Origin of the sequence: Agrobacterium sp. NPDC089420, from assembly GCF_044900305.1 — a bacterium.
Lineage (GTDB): Bacteria > Pseudomonadota > Alphaproteobacteria > Rhizobiales > Rhizobiaceae > Agrobacterium.
Map to the genome: position 1 here is coordinate 397,537 of NZ_JBJDMY010000003.1, position 19,617 is coordinate 417,153.

A 19,617-nucleotide genomic window follows, 5' to 3' on the forward strand; every position below is an offset into this window, starting at 1 on the left:
TGGATTAAATCGACAGGGTTACAGGGAGTAAACGACATGGCCAGAGAAAATGCCAGCACTCTCCATGGTGGCGAGGCACCGAAACCGGAGACGGCGACACGGGCGCGGCAGGGAGAGAGAGGACGGCCGGTTCTCGTCATCCTGATTGTCAGCTTTGTCCTTGCGCTGGTGGTCTGGGGGGTTGTCGAATATTCTGTCTTCGAGCCGGACGAAAACCGTCCTGGAGCGACGCAGACCGAGACGGCACCGCCGCAGCCTTCTGCACCCGGAAGCTTCGACAACAATCCTGCGAATGGCGGCTCTTCACCGCCTGCCTCCACGGACGCAAATCCCTCGCGTCAGGACTCCACGGGGGCGCCGCAGAACCCTTGACGACCATGGCGTGAAATTTTTCACGACAAATGAATGGTTTGTATGGAACCAGATTGGCCCCGATTTCATTTCACGCAAAGTGACAGGAATCGGGGGTTTCATTCATGGCAGTCACCGTCACTGCAGTTGTTCTCACGCTGATCGGCCTTGCGCTGTTCGGTTTCGGCTCCCAGCTGGTGATGCTGGGCGGCAGTTTCTATTATGTCCTTTCAGGACTGGCCTTCCTGTTGACGGCCGTTCTGCTGTTCCAGCGCAATCGCGCGGCACTCCACGTCTATGCCGTCTTCATCGTGGCGACGCTTCTCTGGGCGATCTGGGAAGTGGGCTTCGACTGGTGGCAGCTTGGCCCGCGTGGCGGCCTCATCATTCTCATCGGCCTGTGGCTTCTGGTGCCGTGGGTCAGAAAGCCCCTCGGCTTTTCCAGCCCGACCGGGCTGAATTACGGCCCCAATGCCTGGCCGCTCGCATTGTCCGTTCTCGCTTCCATCGTGGTGGCGGGATATTCCATGGCGCAGGACCCGCATGATCAGGCGGGTTCCCTGCCCGAGGAGACGGCGTCGGCGACGCCCGCCTATGGCGGCGACGTGCCGGATGGCGACTGGCATCAATATGGCCGCACGCCCTATGGCCAGCGTTATTCGCCGCTGACCCAGGTGAATGTGGACAATGTCTCGCAGCTGAAGGAAGCCTGGCGTTACCAGACGGGCGATGTGAAGCTGCCGGGCGATGTCGGCGAAACCACCTATCAGGTCACTCCGCTCAAGGTTGGCAGCACGCTTTATATCTGCACGCCGCATAATTGGGCGATTGCCATCGATGCGGCAACCGGCAAGGAAAAGTGGAAATACGATCCCAATGTCGGCCTCAATCCGGACCGCCAGCACCAGACATGCCGCGGCGTTTCCTATTATGTCGAACCAGGCGCCGCGCAAGGCACGGCATGCGCCGAGCGCGTCTACCTGCCGACCTCGGATGCGCGGCTGATCGCACTCGACGCTGCGACCGGCCAGGTCTGCACGTCCTTTGCCGATCAGGGTGTTCTGCATCTGGAACAGGGCATGAAATACAATCCGGCCGGTTATTATTATTCGACCTCGCCGCCCGCCATCGCGGCGGGCAAGATCATCATCGGCGGCGCGGTGAATGACAATTATTCCACGCAGGAACAGTCCGGGGTCATCCGCGCCTTCGACGTCAACACCGGGGCTCTCATCTGGAACTGGGATTCCGGCAATCCGGAAAAGACCGAGCCGATCGCGGCGGGCGAGACCTATACGACCAATTCGCCGAACAGCTGGTCCGTCTTCAGCTACGATGAAGGGTTGGGCCTCGTTTACGTCCCGCTCGGCAATCAGGTGCCGGACCAGCTCGGCATGGGCCGCAGCGAGAGCGTGGAGAAATATTCGTCCTCCATTGTCGCGCTCGATATCAATACGGGCAAGGACCGCTGGGTGCGCCAGACGGTCCATCATGATCTTTGGGACATGGACGTTCCCGCCCAGCCGGTGCTGCTTGACATCACCAAGGACGGCCAGACCGTTCCCGCGCTTGTCGGACCCACCAAGCAGGGCGATATCTATGTTCTCGACCGTCGCACCGGCGAGCCGCTTCTGCCGATCACCGAGGAACCGGCCCCGGGCGGCGCCATTCCCGAGGACTTCAGTTCCCCGACGCAGCCGACGACGGCGCTGTCTTTCAAGCCGGAGCCGCTCAAGGAAAAGGACATGTGGGGCGTCTCCATGTTCGACCAGCTTGCCTGCCGCATCCGCTTCCATCAGCTGAACTACAAGGGCCGTTACACGCCGCCCTCGCTCAACGGTTCGATCATCTATCCGGGCAATTTCGGCACGTTCAACTGGGGCAGCGTGGCGGTGGATCCCGAGCGGCAGGTGATGTTCGGCATGCCGACCTATCTCGCCTTCACCTCCAAGCTGGTGCCGCGCGACCAGATCCCGCCGAAGGGTCAGGATGAAAAGGGCAGCGAGCAGGGCTTGAACCGCAATGACGGCGCGCCCTATGGCGTGTTCATGGGACCGTTCCTCGGCCCGTTGCAGATTCCCTGCCAGGCGCCGCCATGGGGTTATGTCGCAGGTGCTGATCTGCGCACCGGCGATATCGCCTACAAGCACAAGAACGGCACGGTCCATGACATGACGCCGCTGCCGCTGCCCTTCAAGGTCGGCGTGCCGGGCATTGGCGGGCCGATGATCACCAAGGGCGGTGTCGCCTTCCTCGGCGCCGCCGTCGACAACTACCTGCGCGCCTATGATCTGACCACCGGCAGACAGCTCTGGGAAGCACGTCTGCCGGCCGGCGGACAGGCCACCCCCATGACCTATTCGCTGGATAACGGCAAACAATATGTCGTGATGGTTGCGGGCGGCCACGGTTCGGTCGGCACCAAGCCGGGTGATTACGTGATCGCCTATACGCTGCCGTAATTTTCACCGGATTTCAGGCAATAAAAAACCGGAATGGGCGACCATTCCGGTTTTTCTTTTGATGGTCTTCGCCGGTGTCACGCCGCCTTTTTCTGGGCGGCGGCATTCACCGATGTCTTGGCAAGCGCGGTCAGGGCGTCGTCGGTCTTCGACTCTTCCTTGAGCGTGGCTTCCAGCAGCGACACCGCCTTGGTGTGCCCGAGCTTTTCCGCCCAGGCCTTCAGCGTGCCGTAACGGGCGATCTCGTAATGCTCGACGGCCTGGGCCGACGAAATCAGGCCGGCATCGAGAGCCGCAGTTCCCTTGAAATCCTCGATGATCTCCTCGCCCTCGGCAATGATGCCCTGGATCGCCTCGCAGGTCTTGCCCTGCGCCCGCTTGCCGACGATCTCGAACACCTCCTGCAGGCGTTCGATGTGTCCCTGCGTTTCTTCCTTGTGCTTTTCGAAAGCCTGTTTCAGCTTCGGGTCGGTTGCCGCACGCGCCATTTTCGGCAGGGCTTTCAGGACCTGCCTTTCGGCGTAGTAGATATCCTTCAGCGTGTCGTAAAACAGGTCGTCGAGTTTCTTCTCGGCCATCGTTGCTTCTCCCATGATGTGAAAATGCGTCACGTGCGTCCATGCGCACGGGAGGCAAACCTTTCGTCGCCCCTATGGTTCCGGCTCCGTTGCGCGCAACGTTTATATATTGCCGGGCGGAACCAACCGGCCTTGCCGAACGTAGTGTGATGAAATTTCGGGAGGAGACGCGACAGTGCCCCAAAGCCTTGCAGAAGAATTTTCGATGAATATTTCCGTTCCGTTCGAGGTGCTGCTGGTGCGCGTGTTCGGCGCCGTCATCCTGTGCGGCCTGATCGGGCTGGAGCGGGAATTTCATAAGAATACCGCCGGGCTGCGCACCAACATGCTGATCGGCCTCGCCGCGGTCACCTTCTGCATCATCACCATCCATATGATGGAAACCATGGCGGAAGGTCATGAGGCGGCGCGGCTCGATCCCATCCGGCTGGTGGAAGCCGTGACGGCGGGCATCGCCTTTCTTGCGGCCGGCGTGGTCGTCTATACCAAGGGCGATGTCAAGGGCCTGACGACGGGGGCGAGCATGTGGCTTTCGGCGGCGATCGGTCTGTCCGCCGGTCTCGGCATGTGGCCGCTTGCTCTGCTCGCCTCCGGTGTCGGCATTGTCGTTCTGTGGACGCTTCGCCGCGTACAGGTGGCGGCGGGCATCAAGGAGAACTGAAGCGAAATCAGCCGAAACGGAAAAGATTGGCGTCGGGGTCCTTGCCGCCGCTTACGGCAGCGGCGACGATCTCGGCGGCGATCTGGCTGAAAGTGATGCCGTTGCCACCGAAGCCCATGACGGCATAGACATTCCTCATCTCGGGAACGGTGCCGATCAGCGGCAGGCCGGTCGTGGTGGTGCCGAAGGCCGCCGCCCAGCGATAGTCCGGTTCGCCGATATCGATGCCCAGCAATTTTTCGATCTTGCGGCGGATGATCTTCGCCTTGGCGGTGAGTTTACGCTCCGACTGGTAGGAGGTTGGGTTTTCTTCGTCCTCGCCGCCGGCGATCACGCGTCCGTCGCGGTCGGTGCGCAGATAAAGATAGGGGTCGGAAGCCTCCCAGACGATGTGGTTTCGCAACCAGTCCGGAAGGTCGAGCCCTTTCCCGCTCGCCAAGGCCCAGGTGGAAATGATCTGGTGTTGCGGGCTCTCAAGCATTTTCAGGAACTGATAGCCGGTGCAGAAGACGACGTTGCGGGCGGAAAGAATCTTGCCCTCGGCGGTGGCGACGACGACCTCGTCTCCCAGATTTCTGAGGTCGGTGATTTCAAGCTGCGAGACAATTTCGGCGCCCGCGCCGGCCGTATGGCGCAACAGGCCCGCCGTCAGCTGGGCAGGATTGGCGGAGGCGGAGATATCGCTGAGGATGGCGGCGGTCCTTTCCATGCCATATCGCTCTTTCAGTTCCGCAGCGCCGAGGAACGTCGCCTCGATGCCAGCCTCCTCACGGGCGGCCGCTTCCGCCTTCAGCGCGCGTGAACCCATCTCGTCTCCGGCAAGGTACAGCGCCTGCTTGCGCTCCATGCCGCAGGAAATGCCGAGCGAGGTGACGATTTCCTCCAGACGCAGGACGGCGCGGGCCGAGCGTTGCCAGGCACGGTCGGCGGCGTCACTGCCGATCATCTTTCTCAGTTCCGTCAGCGGCGTGTCGATTTCATGCTGGATCATCGCTGTGCTTGCCACGCTGCTGCCCATCACCGGTTCGCTTTTGTCGATGATCAGCATGGATTGCCCCGGGCGATGCAGCGCGTGCGACACCAGGGCGCCGCTGATGCCGGCGCCGACGACAATCGTGTCGTAGCGCCCGGCTTGGGGTGTCGTCCTGCTGCGGATGCCGATGCGGGGGGTATCGGCCCAGACGGGTTTCGAATCCCTGAGATCGCGTTCTTTCGTCAGTTCCTGTGTCGGCATGAAATTGTCCTGAAAGGTCTCACGGCTCGGTATAGCCGGCGACGTTGATGGAAAGCGTGCCCCTGCGGGGATCGTTGCGGAAGAAAAGTGTGCCAGCGTCCTTCGATTCCGAGGCGACGTAATCGAATGTCACATCGGCGTTTTCCGACGCCGCGCCATCCTGCTGCAGGTCGCCCAGAACCTTCACCTGCGCCGCCGTCGTCATGGACAGGTTGCGGATGTTGAATGTCACGCGGTACTGGCCGGGCTGTCCCTCCACGCCGGTTACATCGATTTCGAAGCGGGCCTTTTCGGGCTGGTAGCGATGGATGTCGTAGCCGATCCAGCCGATCATGGCCGCCACAAGCAGCGTGCAGAACGCGCCGGTCAGCCATTCCACCCAGTGCGGTTCGGCGCTTTCGGTGTGTTTGCCGTTTTTTGATGTCGTCATCTTGTCCTCACAGGATCAGCCGGGCCGAGGCCGCGCCTATTGAAGCCGGCACACCCAGAATGACGGCGGCGTTCAATATCTGCGACAGCGACGTATGGTCGAGGCGCTCGAAGGTCCAGAGCGTATAGATGCTGATGACGATGGCGATGACATAACCGGGCAGAGTGAAGCGGATGAGGGAGTGCCACCATTGCTGCCCTTCGCGCAGCTCATGCGAGCCCTTGAAATGGAGCGCATAGACAAAGCCGTGCATGACGGCGATCGACAGAAGGCAAAGCGCCAGAACGTGATAGGGCGTCACCTTGTAGGCAATCAGGATCATTTCTTCCGTGGGAGCGACATTGAGGCTGAGAAAAAGCGCGCCGACCATCATCATGAACAGCTCGTGCAGATAACCGGTTTCGCCGGAATATTCGCCGTCCTCTTCGTCCTGCGCGTCCGAATGCTGGCCGAGCTGGCTGCGGCCGAGCAGCGCGCCGATGCTGGCGGGCACGGATTGCAGCGCGATCTTGGTGACGACATTGGAAGCGGTGACCTGATCGTTCAAAATGCCGAACAGCAGCAGTATTGCCGCGCTGACGGCTATGCCCAATCCGTAGGCCGTCAGCGCATCGCGCAGCGCCTGGCTAAAGGTGTGAACGGTCTCGAAACCGATGCGGCGGGCGAGAAGAACAAGGAGCGGCAGGTTGAGGATGCAAAGCAGCAGCAACCGCGATTGGTTGATGTAAAGGCCGAGAAACCACATTTCCATGGTCATCAGCATCGGCAGGGCAAAGAGCAGAGCTCCCGCCGTGCCGCGCGCCAGACCGGTCAGAAATCGTCTGACCTCGTCCTCGTCCGCATCTCTCCGATCGCCAACCGCCGCCATGCCGCCCCCTGTGTGATGAGATAACGCAATGGCGTTTTTCCGGTTCCGCCGGTTTATTTCGCGGGATCGATGAGGGCGATGCCGAATTCGCGGCGATAACTGCGACGCAATTCCGCCGGTGTCTCGCGGATGATGACTTCCAGTGTCGGTCGCACCGTGCCCTTCAGAAAATGCCCGCCTTTGGTAGACCCGTCGGCAAAGCCCAGAACCGCGTGCAGATGCGGATTGGGCCGATCGTTCTCGTCCAGGGTGATATCGCCGAGCAGGCTCAGAACCTCGCTTTGTTCGGCAACCGGTATGTCGACGTAGTCGCGCGTCGAAAGATCGAAAAAGGCAAGGGTTGCCGTTGCGAAGGCACCGATCGCCGTTACCGACGCGGCGTTGATGTTCTCCGCCTCGGCAAAGCGGCGGATCGCCTCGAAGGCTTCTTCTTCCGGTTCGATGACGAGGATGAAGGTGCGTTCCGCCCCGCTTGCCAGCAATCTGCTCTTCATTGAAATCTCCCGATGAGGTGCCGCCGGAGACCGGCGGCACGATGATGATGGCGCGGTCCTCACGCGGCGCGGCGTTCGTGGCGGCCTTCCTCGATTTCCTCGACGATCTTGGCGACAAAGGCGTCGAGGTCCTCGGGGCTGCGGGACGTGATGATGCCCTTGTCCGTCACCACCTTTTCGTCCTTCCAGTTTGCGCCGGCATTCTTGAGGTCGGTCTTGATCGACCAGTAGGAAGTGGCGTCGCGGCCGCGCAGGGCGTCTGCCTCGACCAGAAGCCAGGGGGCATGGCAGATGGCGGCCACGACCTTGCCGGATTTGACGAAATCACCCACCACGCGCATCGCATCCTCATCATGGCGCAGGACATCCGGATTGATCTGGCCGCCGGGAAGAACCAGTGCGTCGAAATCATCCGCTTTGACGTTTTTGGCGGAGAGATCGACGCCAATGCTGTCGCCCCAGTCCTTTTCGTCCCAGCTCTTGATCTCGCCCTCCTTGATGGAGGCGATCCTGACGTCCGCGCCCCTGGCCTTCAGCTGGTCATAAGGCACCCTGAGTTCGGAGCGCTCATAGCCGTCGGTTGCGAGAATGACGATTTTTGCAGCGTTGATTGCGGTCATGTCTGTTTCCTTCCTGTGGATCCTGGTGTGTGGTTGTTTCTGGTTCAGTCGCCCTTGTCCGAATTCACGGAGGGCAGGAAGAACTCCACATCCTTGCGGCGTTCAGCGTCGAGATTCTCGATATGCGTTTGCCAGAAGGTTTCGGCTGTCGCCGGTTCCTGTTCCCATTGGCGCACGAAGGTCTTGTTGTCGTCGATCATCACCTGCCGCGTGCCGCCGAGCCGCAGATATTCTTCAGCAAGTTTGCGCGTTTCGGTCTTTTCCATGTCGCGGTTCCTTGTGCGTGGAAGTTTCGGACGGAGGCGCGCCGGATGGTCAAGACGCTCGGCTGCCGTTTCGTAGGCCATTGCCTCGGCCGCCGGCAGAAAACGGAAAGATCCCGGTGTTCTTCAGCGCCATTGCGTCCGTTTGACACGGCGTCTCTCATGCCAGAACAACGTCAGCTTTCGGGTATGGTTCCGCAGTTTTTCAAGGGCTGTCATCGCCGGACGCAAATGAATAGCGCGCAATTTTTACCGGAACAAACAGGCTGGTCGCGCTGTTTTATCCGCGATGCAGGGGAGCTTTCCCCTGGCGCAGGGGAGGCGGCATGACAGCCAGGCAGAGCGGCAGCGACGATGGAAACAAGGGTTTCTGGTCGGTCGACTTCGGCAATTCACCCGTTGTCGGAACGGCCATTCACGACGGTCATTTCATCCGTCCTGATGTGGCCGGTCTCATCGCTCTGTCCGCCGACCAGCGGTTGCGGGAAGAAGACCCCTTTACCGGACAGATGATCGCGGGACTGACGAACCGCCTCGTCGTTCATCACTCGCGTTTCGAAATCGATCTCAACCGCGCCGCCGATCAGGCGGTCTATCTGAAGCCGGAACAATCCTGGGGGCTCGAGGTCTGGAAGCAGGCGCCGCCGCAAGACGCGGTCCGGCAATCGCTTGACTTCCATGCGGATTATTACGCCATGCTTGAAGCCGTGCTGTCGGCCGTAGAGCGGCGGCACGGCGCTTTCGTGGTGCTGGATGTACATAGCTACAATCATCGCCGCCAGGGTGCCGCCGCGCCGCCGACGGCCCAGGCGGAAGCGCCCGATATCAATATCGGCACGTTTTCCATGGATCGGAGCCGCTGGAACGATGTCGTCAGCCTGGTCGGGCAGCATTTTGCATCCGCGACCATCGGCGGACGCCGTCTTGATGTTCGTGAGAATGTCGCGTTCCAGGGCAAGGGGGAGCAGACGCGCTTCATTCACCAGCGCTTTGCCGAAAACGGCTGCGCCATCGCGATCGAGTTCAAGAAGTTCTTCATGGACGAATGGACGGGCAAGCCGGATACGCGGGCGATCGCGGATATCGGCGATACGATCACTGCCCTTCAGCCGGTTCTCGAAGAATGCCTGAGGTCGCGGCGATGAGCCTGTCCTCCGCTCGCAGCGCACCGTCCCACGGTGCCGATCTTGTCGACGATGTTGCGTCCTGCCTTGCGGCCGGCAAGGCGATCCGCCGCGATGTCGGCAAGGACGGCCGGCTGCATATCGACCGGCCGCTGCCCTTCCTCTGCCTGCATCTGACCGGCGGAACGAAAGATCTCGCCGCACGCGATATCGCCGCCGCCCATGCTTCCTATCTCATCGCTTCCACCATTCAGGAGGCCGCACCGCTGATCGAGGCGGTTGGCGCGGCCATGCGGCAGCGTTTCGGCGCCTTCATCGTCCTCGATATCGGCGAGCTGGAACACGATATCCTGCTGGCCGACGATTCTCCCTTCCTGCCGCATTATGAGGTTTCCGTTTCGGCGACGTCGGAGCAGGAAACGCAGAAGGCACGGCGGGTCTTCATCAAGGCGGTCTGCGACGCCGACGTGCGCTTTCGCACTCCGCGTATCACCCGGCCGGAACCGGATGCCGATCCGGTCGTGCGGTTTCAGAATGCCGGTCTGGATTTCCCCTGCATCAGCGTGCGTTTTGCGCCGATCTATCGCCAGCCGGAATCCGGTGCCGATTATCCCGGCCTGCGCGAGACGATGATCGCCGATCTTTTCGATGCCGGCCTGCAGGCCTTCTCGTCCTTCTCCTCCGGCATGGATGCGCTGAAGGTCACCAGCCACAGGGCGCTTGGCCGCAAGGCCTTTGTCGATGCCGTCAGACGCGCCGACCGGTCGATCGACGACATCGTCTCGTCCTTCGATTTTCTCCTGTCCGTCACGCCCATCAATGCCCGCCGGGCTTTCGAGGAGTTTCGCGACGGCGGCTTCCAGTTCGCGCCGCGCCTGCTTTACCGGCCGCTCGGCGTCGATGTCGAGGAGCAGAAACGCAAGCTCTATTCCGTCGTCTTCGATCATCTGGAAGATCCCGTGCTCTATAATCTCTACCGGGAGAAACAGCGGGAGATCGATCTGCAGCTGACGATGCTCGCGAGCCTGCATCATCGCACCTTCACCGATTTTTCACGTGCCCTTTATGGCGCCGTCGAACCCGCTCTTCTGACGCTGGCGCTTGGCGTGCTTGCGGATTGTCCGTGTGGGCAAGAAAGCGGCGAAATCGCCATGGTGGATTGTTACGCGGTCGCCAAGAAATCGCGCGAGATGGTCGAGGCCTATCTGGCGGAGGAACCCGAATTCAAGGCCCGCGTCGAAATCCGCGACGACCTGCCGCCCGGCCTGATGGTGACGGGTGAGAAGCTTTTGATCTCCCGCCACACCGTCATGGAACAGCGTCGCGTCGAGGCGCTGCTGTCGCATGAGATCGGTGTGCATCTTCTCACTTATTTCAACGGATCGTTCCAGGGGCTCCGCCTCTTCCGCACCGGCCTTTCCGGTTACGAGGGCGTGCAGGAGGGGCTGGCGGTGCTGGCGGAGCATCTGGCCGGCGGCATGACGCGCGAGCGCCTGCGGTTGATCGCCGGCCGTGTGGTCGGCTGCGCCGCCATGCTGGATGGCGCCACTTTCGTGGAGACCTTCCGCATCATGACCCGCAAGCACGGTTTCGACGAGGCCGCCGCCTTCAACATGGTGCTGCGCATCTATCGCGGCGGCGGTCTGTCAAAGGATGCGATCTACCTGCGCGGGCTTTCCGAGGTGCTGGACCATCTGCGCAGGGGCGGGGCGCTCGATCCGTTCTGGATGGGCAAGATCGCCGCCGCTCATTTCCCGGTCATGCAGGAGTTGGCCCTGCGCGGCCTGCTTCGTCCGCCGGGTGTCAGGCCCGCATTCCTGCTGCCTGCCAAGGCCAATGAACGGCTGGAAAAAATTCGGGCGGGATTATCCATTGCCGAACTGGCGACATTATAGGAGGGGCTTCATGCGTATCGCATTTTTCGTCAATTCCATCGAAACCGAGGGGCCGAACTATGCCACCGGGCTGCTGGCCATGGCAGCGCTCAATCGTGGCCATGAGGTGGTCTATCTGACGCCGGGAGATTTTACCCTGCGTTCCGATGACAGCCTGACCATTCATGCCGCCGTGTTGCCGAAGGCGAAATACAAGAAAGCCGAAGCCTTCCATGCCGCGCTTCAGGACAAGGCGCTGGAGCGGCGGACCATGGATGTGGAGGAAATCGATGCGCTGATGCTGCGCAACGACCCCTCGCTCGACCAGACGACGCGGCCATGGGCGGTGCATGCCGGCATCCTGTTCGGGCGGCTTGCCGAACAGCGCGGCGTCGTCGTGCTGAACGACCCCGAAGGGCTGGCGCTGGCGCAGAACAAGCTCTATTTCCAGAGCTTTCCCGAAATCGTCCGCCCGACCACGATCATCTCGCGCAATGTCGATGAAATTCGCGCCTTTGCCGATGCTCACCCCAAGGGGGTGATCGTCAAGCCGCTGCAGGGTTCCGGCGGCAAGAACGTCTTCAAGATCGGCTCCAGCAAGGAGACCAATCTCAACCAGATTTTCGAGGCGGTCAGCCTAGAGGGTTATCTGATCGCGCAGGCCTATCTGCCGGCGGCCAAGGACGGGGACATCCGCTTTTTCATGATGAATGGCCGGCCGCTGGTGCGGGACGGCAAATATGCCGCGCTTCGCCGCGTGCCGGCCAAGGGCGATCTGCGCTCCAACATCCATGCCCGTGGCACGGCGGAGGCGGTGAAGGTGACGGATGAGATCGTCGCACTTGCCGAAATGGTGCGCCCGAAGCTGGTGGAGGACGGCATGTTCCTCGTCGGGCTCGATATCGTCGGTGACAAGATACTGGAAGTGAACGTGTTTTCGCCGGGCGGCCTTTCCAATATCCGCGATCTCAACGAGATGGATTTCAGCGACACGATCATCGAGGCCGTGGAAACCAAGATCGCCATGCAAAGCGCTTCCGGCGGCACGATCGCCAATCGCCTGCTGGCGACGTTGTAAGGTTATTCCCGCAGTTCGGCCGGGTGCGTCTCGCGATACCAGGCGACGAGGGCCTCGATGCCCTCTTCGACCGGGGTCTGCGGCACGTAGCCGGTCAGGGCTTTCAGAAGATCGGGCGAGGCGAAGGTGCGGGGCACGTCGCCCTGCTGCATCGGCAGCATGTTGCGGATTGCAGGCTTGCCGACCGCCTTTTCGACCGTCTCGACGAAATGCATCAGTTCCACCGGCTGGCCGCCGCCGATATTGACGACACGGAACGGCGCGTGGTGCGAGAGCGTGTCGGTGACGCCTTCCTGCGTGACGCGGTTCTCCTCCGAAGGGATGATTTCGCTCAGCCGGACGATGCCTTCCACGAGATCATCGATATAGGTGAAATCGCGGCTCATATTGCCTTGCCCGTAAATATCGATCGGCCGGCCGTTGGAAACGGCGTCGACGAATTTGATCGGCGCCATGTCCGGCCGCCCCCATGGTCCGTAGACGGTGAAAAAGCGAAAGGCGGTGGTGGGCAGCTTGTGCAGATGGGCATAGCTGTGCGCCATCAGCTCCATCGATTTTTTGGTGGCGGCGTAGAGCGTCATCGGCTCGTCGGCCTTGTCGCTTTCCGCAAAGGGGATTTTTTCATTGGCGCCATAGATGGAGGAGGTCGAGGCCAGCATCAGGTGCTTGACCTGAAGGCTTCTTGCAAGCTCCAGCATGTTGAACGATCCGATGAGATTGGAATCGATGTAGGCGCGCGGATTTTCAAGGCTGTAGCGGACGCCCGCCTGGGCGGCGAGGTGGATGATGATGTCCGGCTCGGCGGCGTCTGCGGCCCGCTTCAGCGCATCGGTATCCTCCAGCATGCCGATTTCTGCCCGGAAGCCGTTGGAGCGGGAAAGGATGGCGTGGCGTTTTTCCTTGAGGCTGACATCGTAATATTGCGTCATGCCGTCGAAACCGGTCACGAAGTGGCCGGCATCCAGCAGCCGCTTCGCAACGTAAAAGCCGATGAAGCCTGCCGTGCCGGTAACCAGATAACGCATGATGACGATGCCCCAAATCCGTTGGTGCGTTGCGGTTTAACCGAAGCGCAAAAAAACCTTGATGAAATTGCGAAGCGAAACCCTTAAGCGCCGTTACCGGCGCTGCCTTCGTGCGGACGGCCGACCGCGGCATAGATGAAGCCATGGGCGGCCACCTCGTCCGTGCGGTAAATATTGCGCAGGTCCACCAGCACCGGGCTTTTCATGATTGCCTTCAGGCGCGGCAGGTCGAGCGCGCGAAACTGGTTCCATTCCGTTACGATCACCACCGCGTCGGCATCCTCCGCCGCTTCGTAGGGGCCTGTCGCATAGTCGATATCCTCCATCATGTGGCGGGCATTGGCCATGCCTTCCGGATCGTAACCCACCACCCTGGCACCGCCGTCCTGCAGGGTCTGGATGATGGCGATAGCCGGGCTGTCGCGCATGTCGTCGGTATTCGGCTTGAAGGTGAGGCCAAGCACGGCGATCTTCTTGCCGCGCACATCGCCGCCCACCGCATTGATGACCTTGCGGCCCATGGCGCGCTTGCGGTTGTCGTTGATGGCGATTGTGGTCTCGATCAGCCGCACCGGCGCGTCATAGTCCTGTGCGGTCTTGGCAAGCGCCAGCGTGTCCTTGGGAAAACAGGAGCCGCCATAACCGGGGCCGGCATGCAGGAATTTCGAGCCGATGCGGCCGTCGAGACCGATGCCGCGCGACACGTCCTGGACATTGGCGCCGACCTTCTCGCAGAGGTCGGCCATCTCGTTGATGAAGGTGATCTTCATCGCCAGAAAGGCATTGGCGGCATATTTGATCAGTTCTGAAGCACGCCTGGTGGTGAAGAGCAGCGGCGACTGGTTAAGGTAGAGCGGGCGGTAAACCTCCGTCATCACGGGGCGGGCGCGCTCGTCCGAAAGGCCGACGACGATGCGGTCCGGCCGCTTGAAATCCTCGATGGCAGCCCCTTCGCGCAGGAATTCCGGATTGGAGACCACGGCGAAATCGGCCGAGGGATTTTCCTCGCGGATAATGCGCTCCACCTCGTCGCCGGTGCCGACGGGAACGGTGGATTTGGTGACGATGACGGTGAAACCGTCGAGCGCATGGGCGATCTCTTTTGCCGCCGCATAGACATAACCGAGATCGGCATGGCCATCGCCGCGCCGCGAGGGCGTGCCGACCGCGATGAAGACGACATCGGCATTGGCAACGGCTGCGGACAGATCGGTGGTGAAACTCAGCCGGCCGGCCCTGGCATTGTTGGCGACGATGACATCGAGACCCGGCTCGAAGATCGGGATATGGCCGTTTTTCAGGGCTTCGATCTTCTCCGGCATCTTGTCGACGCAAACCACGTCATGGCCGAAATCCGCAAAACACGCGCCGGACACGAGGCCGACATAACCCGAACCGATCATCACTATCCGCATTCTTTTTCCTTTCGGTTAGCGAGGCCATGTTAACGCGGCAGAACCAGCCGGGGAAATCGGTGGGCGAAAATCCCACGATAATATTTAGCCGCCTTCATGCCCGTCGCCAAGCGCCACGATCAACACCGGCTAACCTCTTTCCATGACGTTGATGTGATGGCGGCGGCGGGACAAATTTGCCGCACCTTGTCGCCGATTGCATCGATGCGGCGAGATCGCACGTTTTTGCTCCTTTTGTCGCTTGCACTCATAGGTAGCCGGGTCTAGCCATAGGGTGAGGATCAAATCTGCCAGACTGTCTGTCCCCTTGAGGGGCGTCCGGGTCGCTTCCCGCGGCCGGGGGATGCTTTGCGTTGCAGTCGATGTTCGGGGAAGTTCAAATGCAAAAGGGTTTTCTGCTCGGTCTGTTCGCTTATGCGAGCTTTTCCTGGGGCGATGCCACGATCAAGTCGCTGGGATCACAGATCAGCGTTTTCGAGATCGGCTTCTTCAGCATCCTCTTTTCCGGCATCTTCATCTTCTTCAGCAAGCCACGCGAGGAAAGGTGGCGCGAATTCTGGCGCATGAGCCGGCCTTTCGCCGTGCATGGGCGCGCGATCTCCGGCCTCTTCGCCGGCATTTTCGGTATCTACGCCTTCACCACCATTCCGCTGGCGGAAGCCTATGCGCTGATCTTTCTGTCGCCGCTCTTCGTAACCGTCCTTTCCGCCGTGGTCCTGAAGGAGAATATCGGCCCATGGCGCTGGGCGGCGGTTCTGGCCGGCATTGTCGGTGTCATCCTCGTCGTGCGGCCGGGTTTCAAGACGCTGGAACTCGGCCATATCGCCGCCATTGGCGTCGCCTTCCTGGCGGCCATGACCATCGTGCTTTTGCGCTCGCTGGCGGGCAAGGAAAAGCGCACCTCGATCATGGGCGTGCTGCTGATTTACGGGCTCACCTTCAACGGCATTGCCTCCATCCCCGATTTTGTCATGCCCAACCTGCACCAGCTGCTGGCCTTCGCCTTCATCGGACTTTGCACGGCAACGGGGCAGATCACCCTTCTGGTCGCGACCCGCATTGCGCCGGCCAGCCAGATCGCGCCGTCGCATTATTCGCAGATCCTCTGGGCGGTGGCGATCGGTATCGCCTTCTTTCACGAATATCCTGACGCCATTGCGGTGCTCGGGCTGGCGGTCATCGCCGCATCGGGGCTGCTCACGATGATCCGCGAAAAGGTAAGGCTCGGCACCGTGCGCTGGAACCCGTTCTTCCGCAATCGGCTCTGATGTTCGATGCCGGCTGGAAATCAGGCCGGCTTGCCGACCTGATCGAGCAGCCAGGCCTGAAAGGCGCGGGCAAGCGCATTGTCCTGCCGCCCTTCCGGCAGGGCAACGTAGTAGCTCTTGTCGGTTTGCAGCGGGATGTCGAAGACGATGCCGAGACGGCCGGAGGCAAGTTCCGCCTCGATCAGATATTTCGGCAGAAGGGCAAAGCCGATGCCGCTGGCGGCGGCCTCGATGATCATCGAAAACTGGTCGAAACGGCTGCCCTGATAGGCATTGTCAGCCGTTACCCCGTTCATCTCCAGCCATTCCGTCCACAGCTTCGGTCGCGTCGTGACATGCAGCAGCGGCTGCCTTGCCAAATCCTGCACCCTGGTCACGCCGGCGCGGCTGAGCAGGGCGGGGCTTGCGACCGGCACGATCACCTCGTTGCATAAAAACGTGCAGGTGCCGTGCGCCCAGACCGGCTGGCCATAATGAATGGCGAGATCGAAACCTTCCTCATCGAAATCGAAGGGCTGTGATCGTGAGCCGACGGTGATCGTCATGTCGGGATTGGCGTCGATGAAGCGGTAGAGGCGCGGCATCAGCCAGCGGCTGCCGAAGGTCGGCAATGTGGCGACGGACAGGGATGCGTGCGATGTTCCGGCCGAGACCGCCCGCACCATCAGCTGCTCGGATTGCTGCAACAGGCGCCGCACGTCGGGCAGGAATTTCCGCCCCGCCTCCGACAGCACGACCCGCCTGCGGATGCGCTCGAACAGCTGCATCCCCGTCTGTGCTTCCAGCTCGCCGATCTGCCGGCTCACCGCACTCTGCGTGAGGTTGAGTTCTTCCGCCGCACGGGTAAAATTGCCATGCCTTGCCGCGCATTCGAACGCTTGCAGGGTAACGATGTCGGGAACCAGTCTTCTGCGCGGATCCATTCCATTCTCGCATCAACTTACCCGCTTTCCTCATTGGAAAAGGGTTGTTATGCCCATATATGATTACGGGAAAGAATGGAATGGTGTTTTGCCGGCCTGGCGGCACTGTTGACAAATTCGGGGAAAGAACAGCGACGGGAGTTGAAAGCGCCGTATCAAAACGGCCTTTCCTCCCCTTTCAGTCAAAAAGGACGATTGGATATGGATGCGACCACGAAGCTTGACGTGAAAAAGGAAGCCGCGGCCCTGCTCGACAGGATGGGTGTTGCCCGCGATCTTTATACCGGCGGCGACATGGCGTCTTTCAGCCCGGTGACGGGTGAGCAGGTCGCGAATCTCAAGACCGTGTCGGTCGAAGGCGTCGCAGCCGTGGTCGACCGGGCCGATGCCGCCTTCAAGACGTGGCGTAATGTGCCGGCGCCCCGTCGTGGCGAACTGATCCGGCTTCTGGGCGAAGAACTGCGCGCCTTCAAGGCCGATCTCGGCCGTCTCGTGTCGCTGGAAGCGGGCAAGATCCCGTCGGAAGGTCTCGGCGAAGTGCAGGAAATGATCGATATCTGCGATTTCGCCGTCGGTCTTTCCCGCCAGCTTTACGGTCTCACCATCGCCACCGAACGTCCCGGCCACCGCATGATGGAAACCTGGCATCCGCTCGGTGTCGTCGGCGTCATCTCGGCCTTCAATTTCCCGGTTGCCGTCTGGTCGTGGAATGCGGCGCTCGCCATCGTCTGCGGCAATTCGGTTGTCTGGAAGCCTTCGGAAAAGACGCCGCTGACGGCGCTGGCGGTTCAGGGCATCTTCGAACGGGTCGCCGCCCGTTTCGGCGATGCGCCGGAAGGCCTGTCGCAGCTGCTGATCGGCGATCGCGCCGTCGGTGAAGCGCTGGTGGACAATGCCAAGGTGCCGCTCGTCTCCGCCACCGGTTCCACCCGCATGGGCCGCGATGTCGGTCCGCGTCTGGCGAAGCGCTTCGCCCGCGCCATTCTGGAACTCGGCGGCAACAATGCCGGCATCGTCTGCCCGTCCGCCGATCTCGACATGGCGCTGCGCGCCATCGCCTTCGGCGCCATGGGCACCGCCGGCCAGCGCTGCACCACGCTTCGCCGTCTCTTCGTGCATGACAGCGTTTACGACCAGCTCGTGCCGCGGCTGAAAAAGGCCTATGCCTCCGTTTCCGTCGGCAACCCGCTGGAAACATCGGCACTCGTCGGCCCGCTGGTCGACAAGGCGGCTTTCGACGGCATGCAGAAGGCGCTCGAAGCGGCGAAAGCCCATGATGGCGTGGTGAATGGCGGCGGCCGTGTCGATACCGGCGCACCGGATGCCTATTACGTCAAGCCCGCGCTGGTGGAGATGCCGACGCAGGTTGGTCCCGTGCTCGAAGAGACTTTCGCGCCGATCCTTTATGTCATGAAATACAGCGATCTCGATCAGGCGATCGACGCCCATAACGCCGTCGCCGCCGGTCTTTCATCGTCGATTTTCACCCGTGATATCCAGGAATCGGAACGGTTCCTGTCGTCGGAGGGCTCGGATTGCGGCATTGCCAACGTCAATATCGGCACCTCGGGTGCGGAAATCGGCGGCGCGTTCGGCGGTGAGAAGGAAACCGGCGGTGGCCGCGAATCCGGTTCGGATGCGTGGAAGGCCTATATGCGCCGCGCCACCAACACGATCAATTATTCCAAGGCGCTGCCTCTGGCGCAGGGCGTTTCCTTCGATATCGAATAATCGCTTCTGCAATCGCGGCATCGATAGACAAATTGATCCATCATGCCGGCGCGGCTCCCTCCGCGCCGGCATTTCCATTCGACGGGTCGGGCGCGGGCGTCCGCGACGATTTGCGGAAAACATGCTTTTTCGCGGAATTTTATTCCCGCAATATCGCTCATATTGAATTATCGTCTCTCTATCGTTTTACTTGAAAACCCTAGCATTGCTCCATATCGCAGACCGGCCACAGGGGCTGGTGATAAGGAGATGAAATGCCAGCCGTCACCCGCCGTATCTTTTCCGCAGGCGTTCTCGTCGCCGCCACCTTCTCCGTGCTGCCGTTACAGGCCCGGGCGGCGGAAGAACTGAAGATCGGTTATCAGAAGACCGGCCTGCCGGTGATCGCAAGGCAGCAGGGCGTTATCGAAAAGGCGCTTGAGGCCAAGGGCGTCAAGGTGTCCTGGGTCGAGTTCACGGCAGGTCCGCCGCTGGTGGAAGCCCTGAATGTCGGCTCCATCAATGTCGGCTGGACAGGTGATGCGCCGCCGATTTTCGGCCAGGCGGCGGGATCGGCCATTGTCTATGTCGCAGCCCTTCCGTCGAACGGCAAGGGCGAGGCGATCTTCACCAAGCCTGAAAGCGGCATCAAGTCGGTTGCCGATCTCAAGGGCAAGAAGGTCGGCGTCGGCAAGGGCACCAGTGCGCACAACCTGCTGGTCGCGGCGCTGGAGAAGAACGGCCTGAAACTCGGCGATATCGAGGTGACCTATCTCAGCCCAGCCGATGCCGCGGCCGCTTTCGCCAGCGACAAGATCGATGCCTGGGCCGTCTGGGATCCGTTCTACGCGATTGCCGAAACCCGCTACAAGCCGGTGACCCTTGCCCGGACCAGCGATGTTCTTGATGTCAGCACCTATTTCCTCGCCAATCGCGACTATGCCAAATCGCATGCGGACACCATCAATATCACCCTCGATGCGCTGGGCGAGGCGGCGAAATGGTCGGCCGCCAATCGCGACAAGGTGGCCGCCGCCCTGCATGAGGTGACGGGTGTCCCGCTGGAGGCGCAGACGCTTGCCGCGAACCGCTCGGAATTCGGCATCACCAAGATCGACGACAAGATTATCGCCAGCCAGCAGGAAACCGCCGACCGATTTTACCGTCTTGGCCTCATTCCCAAACAGATCAGCATCAAGGATGCCGTCTGGTCGGGTGCGACCAACTGAGCCGGAGGAA

Annotated in this window: 20 protein-coding genes; 10 read left to right on the forward strand and 10 right to left on the reverse strand. The window is 61.2% G+C overall.

Going from position 1 to position 19,617, the window contains the following annotated elements; translation table 11 throughout:
- Positions 1 to 36: 36 nt before the first annotated feature.
- Together ACI2KA_RS06550 and ACI2KA_RS06555 are read left to right on the forward strand one after the other, a co-directional pair.
- Positions 37 to 372 (forward strand): hypothetical protein, encoded by a 336-nt coding sequence (locus ACI2KA_RS06550; protein ID WP_404500337.1) that lies wholly within the window; start codon positions 37 to 39, stop codon positions 370 to 372.
- Between the two features lie 104 nt (positions 373 to 476).
- Positions 477 to 2,813 (forward strand): glucose/quinate/shikimate family membrane-bound PQQ-dependent dehydrogenase, encoded by a 2,337-nt coding sequence (locus ACI2KA_RS06555; protein WP_404500339.1) that lies wholly within the window; start codon positions 477 to 479, stop codon positions 2,811 to 2,813.
- A 77-nt stretch (positions 2,814 to 2,890) separates the two neighbouring features.
- On the opposite strand, the gene ACI2KA_RS06560 is transcribed toward ACI2KA_RS06555, so the two are convergent.
- Complete coding sequence (locus ACI2KA_RS06560; RefSeq protein ID WP_404500341.1) at positions 2,891 to 3,391, reverse strand: ferritin-like domain-containing protein; 501 nt, start codon at positions 3,389 to 3,391, stop codon at positions 2,891 to 2,893.
- A gap of 175 nt (positions 3,392 to 3,566) precedes the next feature.
- Between ACI2KA_RS06560 and ACI2KA_RS06565 the strand changes: the two genes are divergently transcribed.
- Positions 3,567 to 4,052, forward strand: a complete 486-nt coding sequence (locus ACI2KA_RS06565) for an MgtC/SapB family protein (protein ID WP_404500343.1) — start codon at positions 3,567 to 3,569, stop codon at positions 4,050 to 4,052.
- A 7-nt stretch (positions 4,053 to 4,059) separates the two neighbouring features.
- Here the strand turns inward: ACI2KA_RS06565 and ACI2KA_RS06570 are convergent, their stop codons facing one another.
- The 6 genes from ACI2KA_RS06570 to ACI2KA_RS06595 are packed head-to-tail and all read right to left on the reverse strand — an operon-like array spanning position 4,060 to position 7,964.
- Complete coding sequence (locus ACI2KA_RS06570) at positions 4,060 to 5,286, reverse strand: NAD(P)/FAD-dependent oxidoreductase (RefSeq protein ID WP_404500345.1); 1,227 nt, start codon at positions 5,284 to 5,286, stop codon at positions 4,060 to 4,062.
- A 19-nt stretch (positions 5,287 to 5,305) separates the two neighbouring features.
- Complete coding sequence (locus ACI2KA_RS06575; RefSeq protein ID WP_404500347.1) at positions 5,306 to 5,716, reverse strand: TIGR02588 family protein; 411 nt, start codon at positions 5,714 to 5,716, stop codon at positions 5,306 to 5,308.
- A 7-nt stretch (positions 5,717 to 5,723) separates the two neighbouring features.
- Entirely contained in the window at positions 5,724 to 6,584 is an 861-nt protein-coding gene (locus ACI2KA_RS06580) for a TIGR02587 family membrane protein (RefSeq protein WP_404500349.1), read from the reverse strand.
- A gap of 53 nt (positions 6,585 to 6,637) precedes the next feature.
- Positions 6,638 to 7,078 (reverse strand): PPC domain-containing DNA-binding protein, encoded by a 441-nt coding sequence (locus ACI2KA_RS06585; RefSeq protein ID WP_404500351.1) that lies wholly within the window; start codon positions 7,076 to 7,078, stop codon positions 6,638 to 6,640.
- Between the two features lie 59 nt (positions 7,079 to 7,137).
- Entirely contained in the window at positions 7,138 to 7,698 is a 561-nt protein-coding gene (locus tag ACI2KA_RS06590) for a type 1 glutamine amidotransferase domain-containing protein (RefSeq protein ID WP_404500353.1), read from the reverse strand.
- Positions 7,699 to 7,742: 44 nt separating this feature from the next.
- Complete coding sequence (locus tag ACI2KA_RS06595; RefSeq protein ID WP_404500355.1) at positions 7,743 to 7,964, reverse strand: hypothetical protein; 222 nt, start codon at positions 7,962 to 7,964, stop codon at positions 7,743 to 7,745.
- A 45-nt stretch (positions 7,965 to 8,009) separates the two neighbouring features.
- Between ACI2KA_RS06595 and ACI2KA_RS06600 the strand changes: the two genes are divergently transcribed.
- From ACI2KA_RS06600 to ACI2KA_RS06615, 4 genes are read left to right on the forward strand one after another with little or no spacing between them, the layout of a single operon-like run.
- Positions 8,010 to 8,291, forward strand: coding sequence for a hypothetical protein (locus ACI2KA_RS06600; RefSeq protein WP_404500357.1), 282 nt, complete (start codon positions 8,010 to 8,012; stop codon positions 8,289 to 8,291).
- On the forward strand, positions 8,288 to 9,106 hold the full coding sequence (locus ACI2KA_RS06605; RefSeq protein WP_404500359.1) for an N-formylglutamate amidohydrolase: 819 nt from the start codon (positions 8,288 to 8,290) through the stop codon (positions 9,104 to 9,106). Before ACI2KA_RS06600 ends, ACI2KA_RS06605 begins: the two co-directional genes overlap by 4 nt.
- Positions 9,103 to 10,980: a flavohemoglobin expression-modulating QEGLA motif protein gene (locus ACI2KA_RS06610; protein WP_404500443.1), complete on the forward strand. Its 1,878-nt coding sequence runs from the start codon at positions 9,103 to 9,105 to the stop codon at positions 10,978 to 10,980. The genes ACI2KA_RS06605 and ACI2KA_RS06610 overlap by 4 nt, the downstream gene beginning before the upstream one ends.
- 10 nt (positions 10,981 to 10,990) lie before the next feature.
- Complete coding sequence (locus ACI2KA_RS06615; RefSeq protein ID WP_404500360.1) at positions 10,991 to 12,037, forward strand: glutathione synthase; 1,047 nt, start codon at positions 10,991 to 10,993, stop codon at positions 12,035 to 12,037.
- Positions 12,038 to 12,039: 2 nt separating this feature from the next.
- On the opposite strand, the gene ACI2KA_RS06620 is transcribed toward ACI2KA_RS06615, so the two are convergent.
- Together ACI2KA_RS06620 and ACI2KA_RS06625 are read right to left on the reverse strand one after the other, a co-directional pair.
- Positions 12,040 to 13,062, reverse strand: coding sequence for an NAD-dependent epimerase (locus tag ACI2KA_RS06620; protein ID WP_404500362.1), 1,023 nt, complete (start codon positions 13,060 to 13,062; stop codon positions 12,040 to 12,042).
- An 83-nt stretch (positions 13,063 to 13,145) separates the two neighbouring features.
- A complete protein-coding gene (locus ACI2KA_RS06625) occupies positions 13,146 to 14,477 on the reverse strand; it encodes a UDP-glucose dehydrogenase family protein (protein ID WP_404500364.1) in 1,332 nt (443 codons plus the stop codon).
- A gap of 380 nt (positions 14,478 to 14,857) precedes the next feature.
- Between ACI2KA_RS06625 and ACI2KA_RS06630 the strand changes: the two genes are divergently transcribed.
- On the forward strand, positions 14,858 to 15,745 hold the full coding sequence (locus ACI2KA_RS06630; protein WP_404500366.1) for a DMT family transporter: 888 nt from the start codon (positions 14,858 to 14,860) through the stop codon (positions 15,743 to 15,745).
- Positions 15,746 to 15,765: 20 nt separating this feature from the next.
- Here ACI2KA_RS06630 and ACI2KA_RS06635 read toward each other — a convergent pair whose 3' ends face one another.
- Positions 15,766 to 16,668: a LysR family transcriptional regulator gene (locus ACI2KA_RS06635; protein WP_404500368.1), complete on the reverse strand. Its 903-nt coding sequence runs from the start codon at positions 16,666 to 16,668 to the stop codon at positions 15,766 to 15,768.
- A gap of 201 nt (positions 16,669 to 16,869) precedes the next feature.
- Here ACI2KA_RS06635 and ACI2KA_RS06640 point away from each other — a divergent pair, with 201 nt between their 5' ends.
- Both ACI2KA_RS06640 and ACI2KA_RS06645 read left to right on the forward strand, forming a co-directional pair.
- Entirely contained in the window at positions 16,870 to 18,399 is a 1,530-nt protein-coding gene (locus ACI2KA_RS06640) for an aldehyde dehydrogenase family protein (RefSeq protein WP_404500370.1), read from the forward strand.
- Between the two features lie 254 nt (positions 18,400 to 18,653).
- Entirely contained in the window at positions 18,654 to 19,607 is a 954-nt protein-coding gene (locus tag ACI2KA_RS06645; protein WP_404500372.1) for an aliphatic sulfonate ABC transporter substrate-binding protein, read from the forward strand.
- The last annotated feature ends 10 nt before the right edge of the window (positions 19,608 to 19,617 follow it).

Bases quoted from the DNA above. Each gene is read 5' to 3' on its own strand.
- ACI2KA_RS06630 (WP_404500366.1), top strand. From the start codon at position 14,858: ATGCAAAAGGGTTTTCTGCTCGGTCTGTTCGCTTATGCGAGCTTTTCC.
- ACI2KA_RS06625 (WP_404500364.1), bottom strand. From the start codon at position 14,477: ATGCGGATAGTGATGATCGGTTCGGGTTATGTCGGCCTCGTGTCCGGC.
- ACI2KA_RS06590 (WP_404500353.1), bottom strand. From the start codon at position 7,698: ATGACCGCAATCAACGCTGCAAAAATCGTCATTCTCGCAACCGACGGC.
- ACI2KA_RS06635 (WP_404500368.1), bottom strand. From the start codon at position 16,668: ATGGATCCGCGCAGAAGACTGGTTCCCGACATCGTTACCCTGCAAGCG.
- ACI2KA_RS06640 (WP_404500370.1), top strand. From the start codon at position 16,870: ATGGATGCGACCACGAAGCTTGACGTGAAAAAGGAAGCCGCGGCCCTG.
- ACI2KA_RS06610 (WP_404500443.1), top strand. From the start codon at position 9,103: ATGAGCCTGTCCTCCGCTCGCAGCGCACCGTCCCACGGTGCCGATCTT.
- ACI2KA_RS06575 (WP_404500347.1), bottom strand. From the start codon at position 5,716: ATGACGACATCAAAAAACGGCAAACACACCGAAAGCGCCGAACCGCAC.
- ACI2KA_RS06585 (WP_404500351.1), bottom strand. From the start codon at position 7,078: ATGAAGAGCAGATTGCTGGCAAGCGGGGCGGAACGCACCTTCATCCTC.
- ACI2KA_RS06570 (WP_404500345.1), bottom strand. From the start codon at position 5,286: ATGCCGACACAGGAACTGACGAAAGAACGCGATCTCAGGGATTCGAAA.
- ACI2KA_RS06560 (WP_404500341.1), bottom strand. From the start codon at position 3,391: ATGGCCGAGAAGAAACTCGACGACCTGTTTTACGACACGCTGAAGGAT.
- ACI2KA_RS06595 (WP_404500355.1), bottom strand. From the start codon at position 7,964: ATGGAAAAGACCGAAACGCGCAAACTTGCTGAAGAATATCTGCGGCTC.
- ACI2KA_RS06620 (WP_404500362.1), bottom strand. From the start codon at position 13,062: ATGCGTTATCTGGTTACCGGCACGGCAGGCTTCATCGGCTTTTACGTT.
- ACI2KA_RS06580 (WP_404500349.1), bottom strand. From the start codon at position 6,584: ATGGCGGCGGTTGGCGATCGGAGAGATGCGGACGAGGACGAGGTCAGA.
- ACI2KA_RS06645 (WP_404500372.1), top strand. From the start codon at position 18,654: ATGCCAGCCGTCACCCGCCGTATCTTTTCCGCAGGCGTTCTCGTCGCC.
- ACI2KA_RS06555 (WP_404500339.1), top strand. From the start codon at position 477: ATGGCAGTCACCGTCACTGCAGTTGTTCTCACGCTGATCGGCCTTGCG.
- ACI2KA_RS06615 (WP_404500360.1), top strand. From the start codon at position 10,991: ATGCGTATCGCATTTTTCGTCAATTCCATCGAAACCGAGGGGCCGAAC.
- ACI2KA_RS06600 (WP_404500357.1), top strand. From the start codon at position 8,010: ATGGTCAAGACGCTCGGCTGCCGTTTCGTAGGCCATTGCCTCGGCCGC.
- ACI2KA_RS06605 (WP_404500359.1), top strand. From the start codon at position 8,288: ATGACAGCCAGGCAGAGCGGCAGCGACGATGGAAACAAGGGTTTCTGG.
- ACI2KA_RS06550 (WP_404500337.1), top strand. From the start codon at position 37: ATGGCCAGAGAAAATGCCAGCACTCTCCATGGTGGCGAGGCACCGAAA.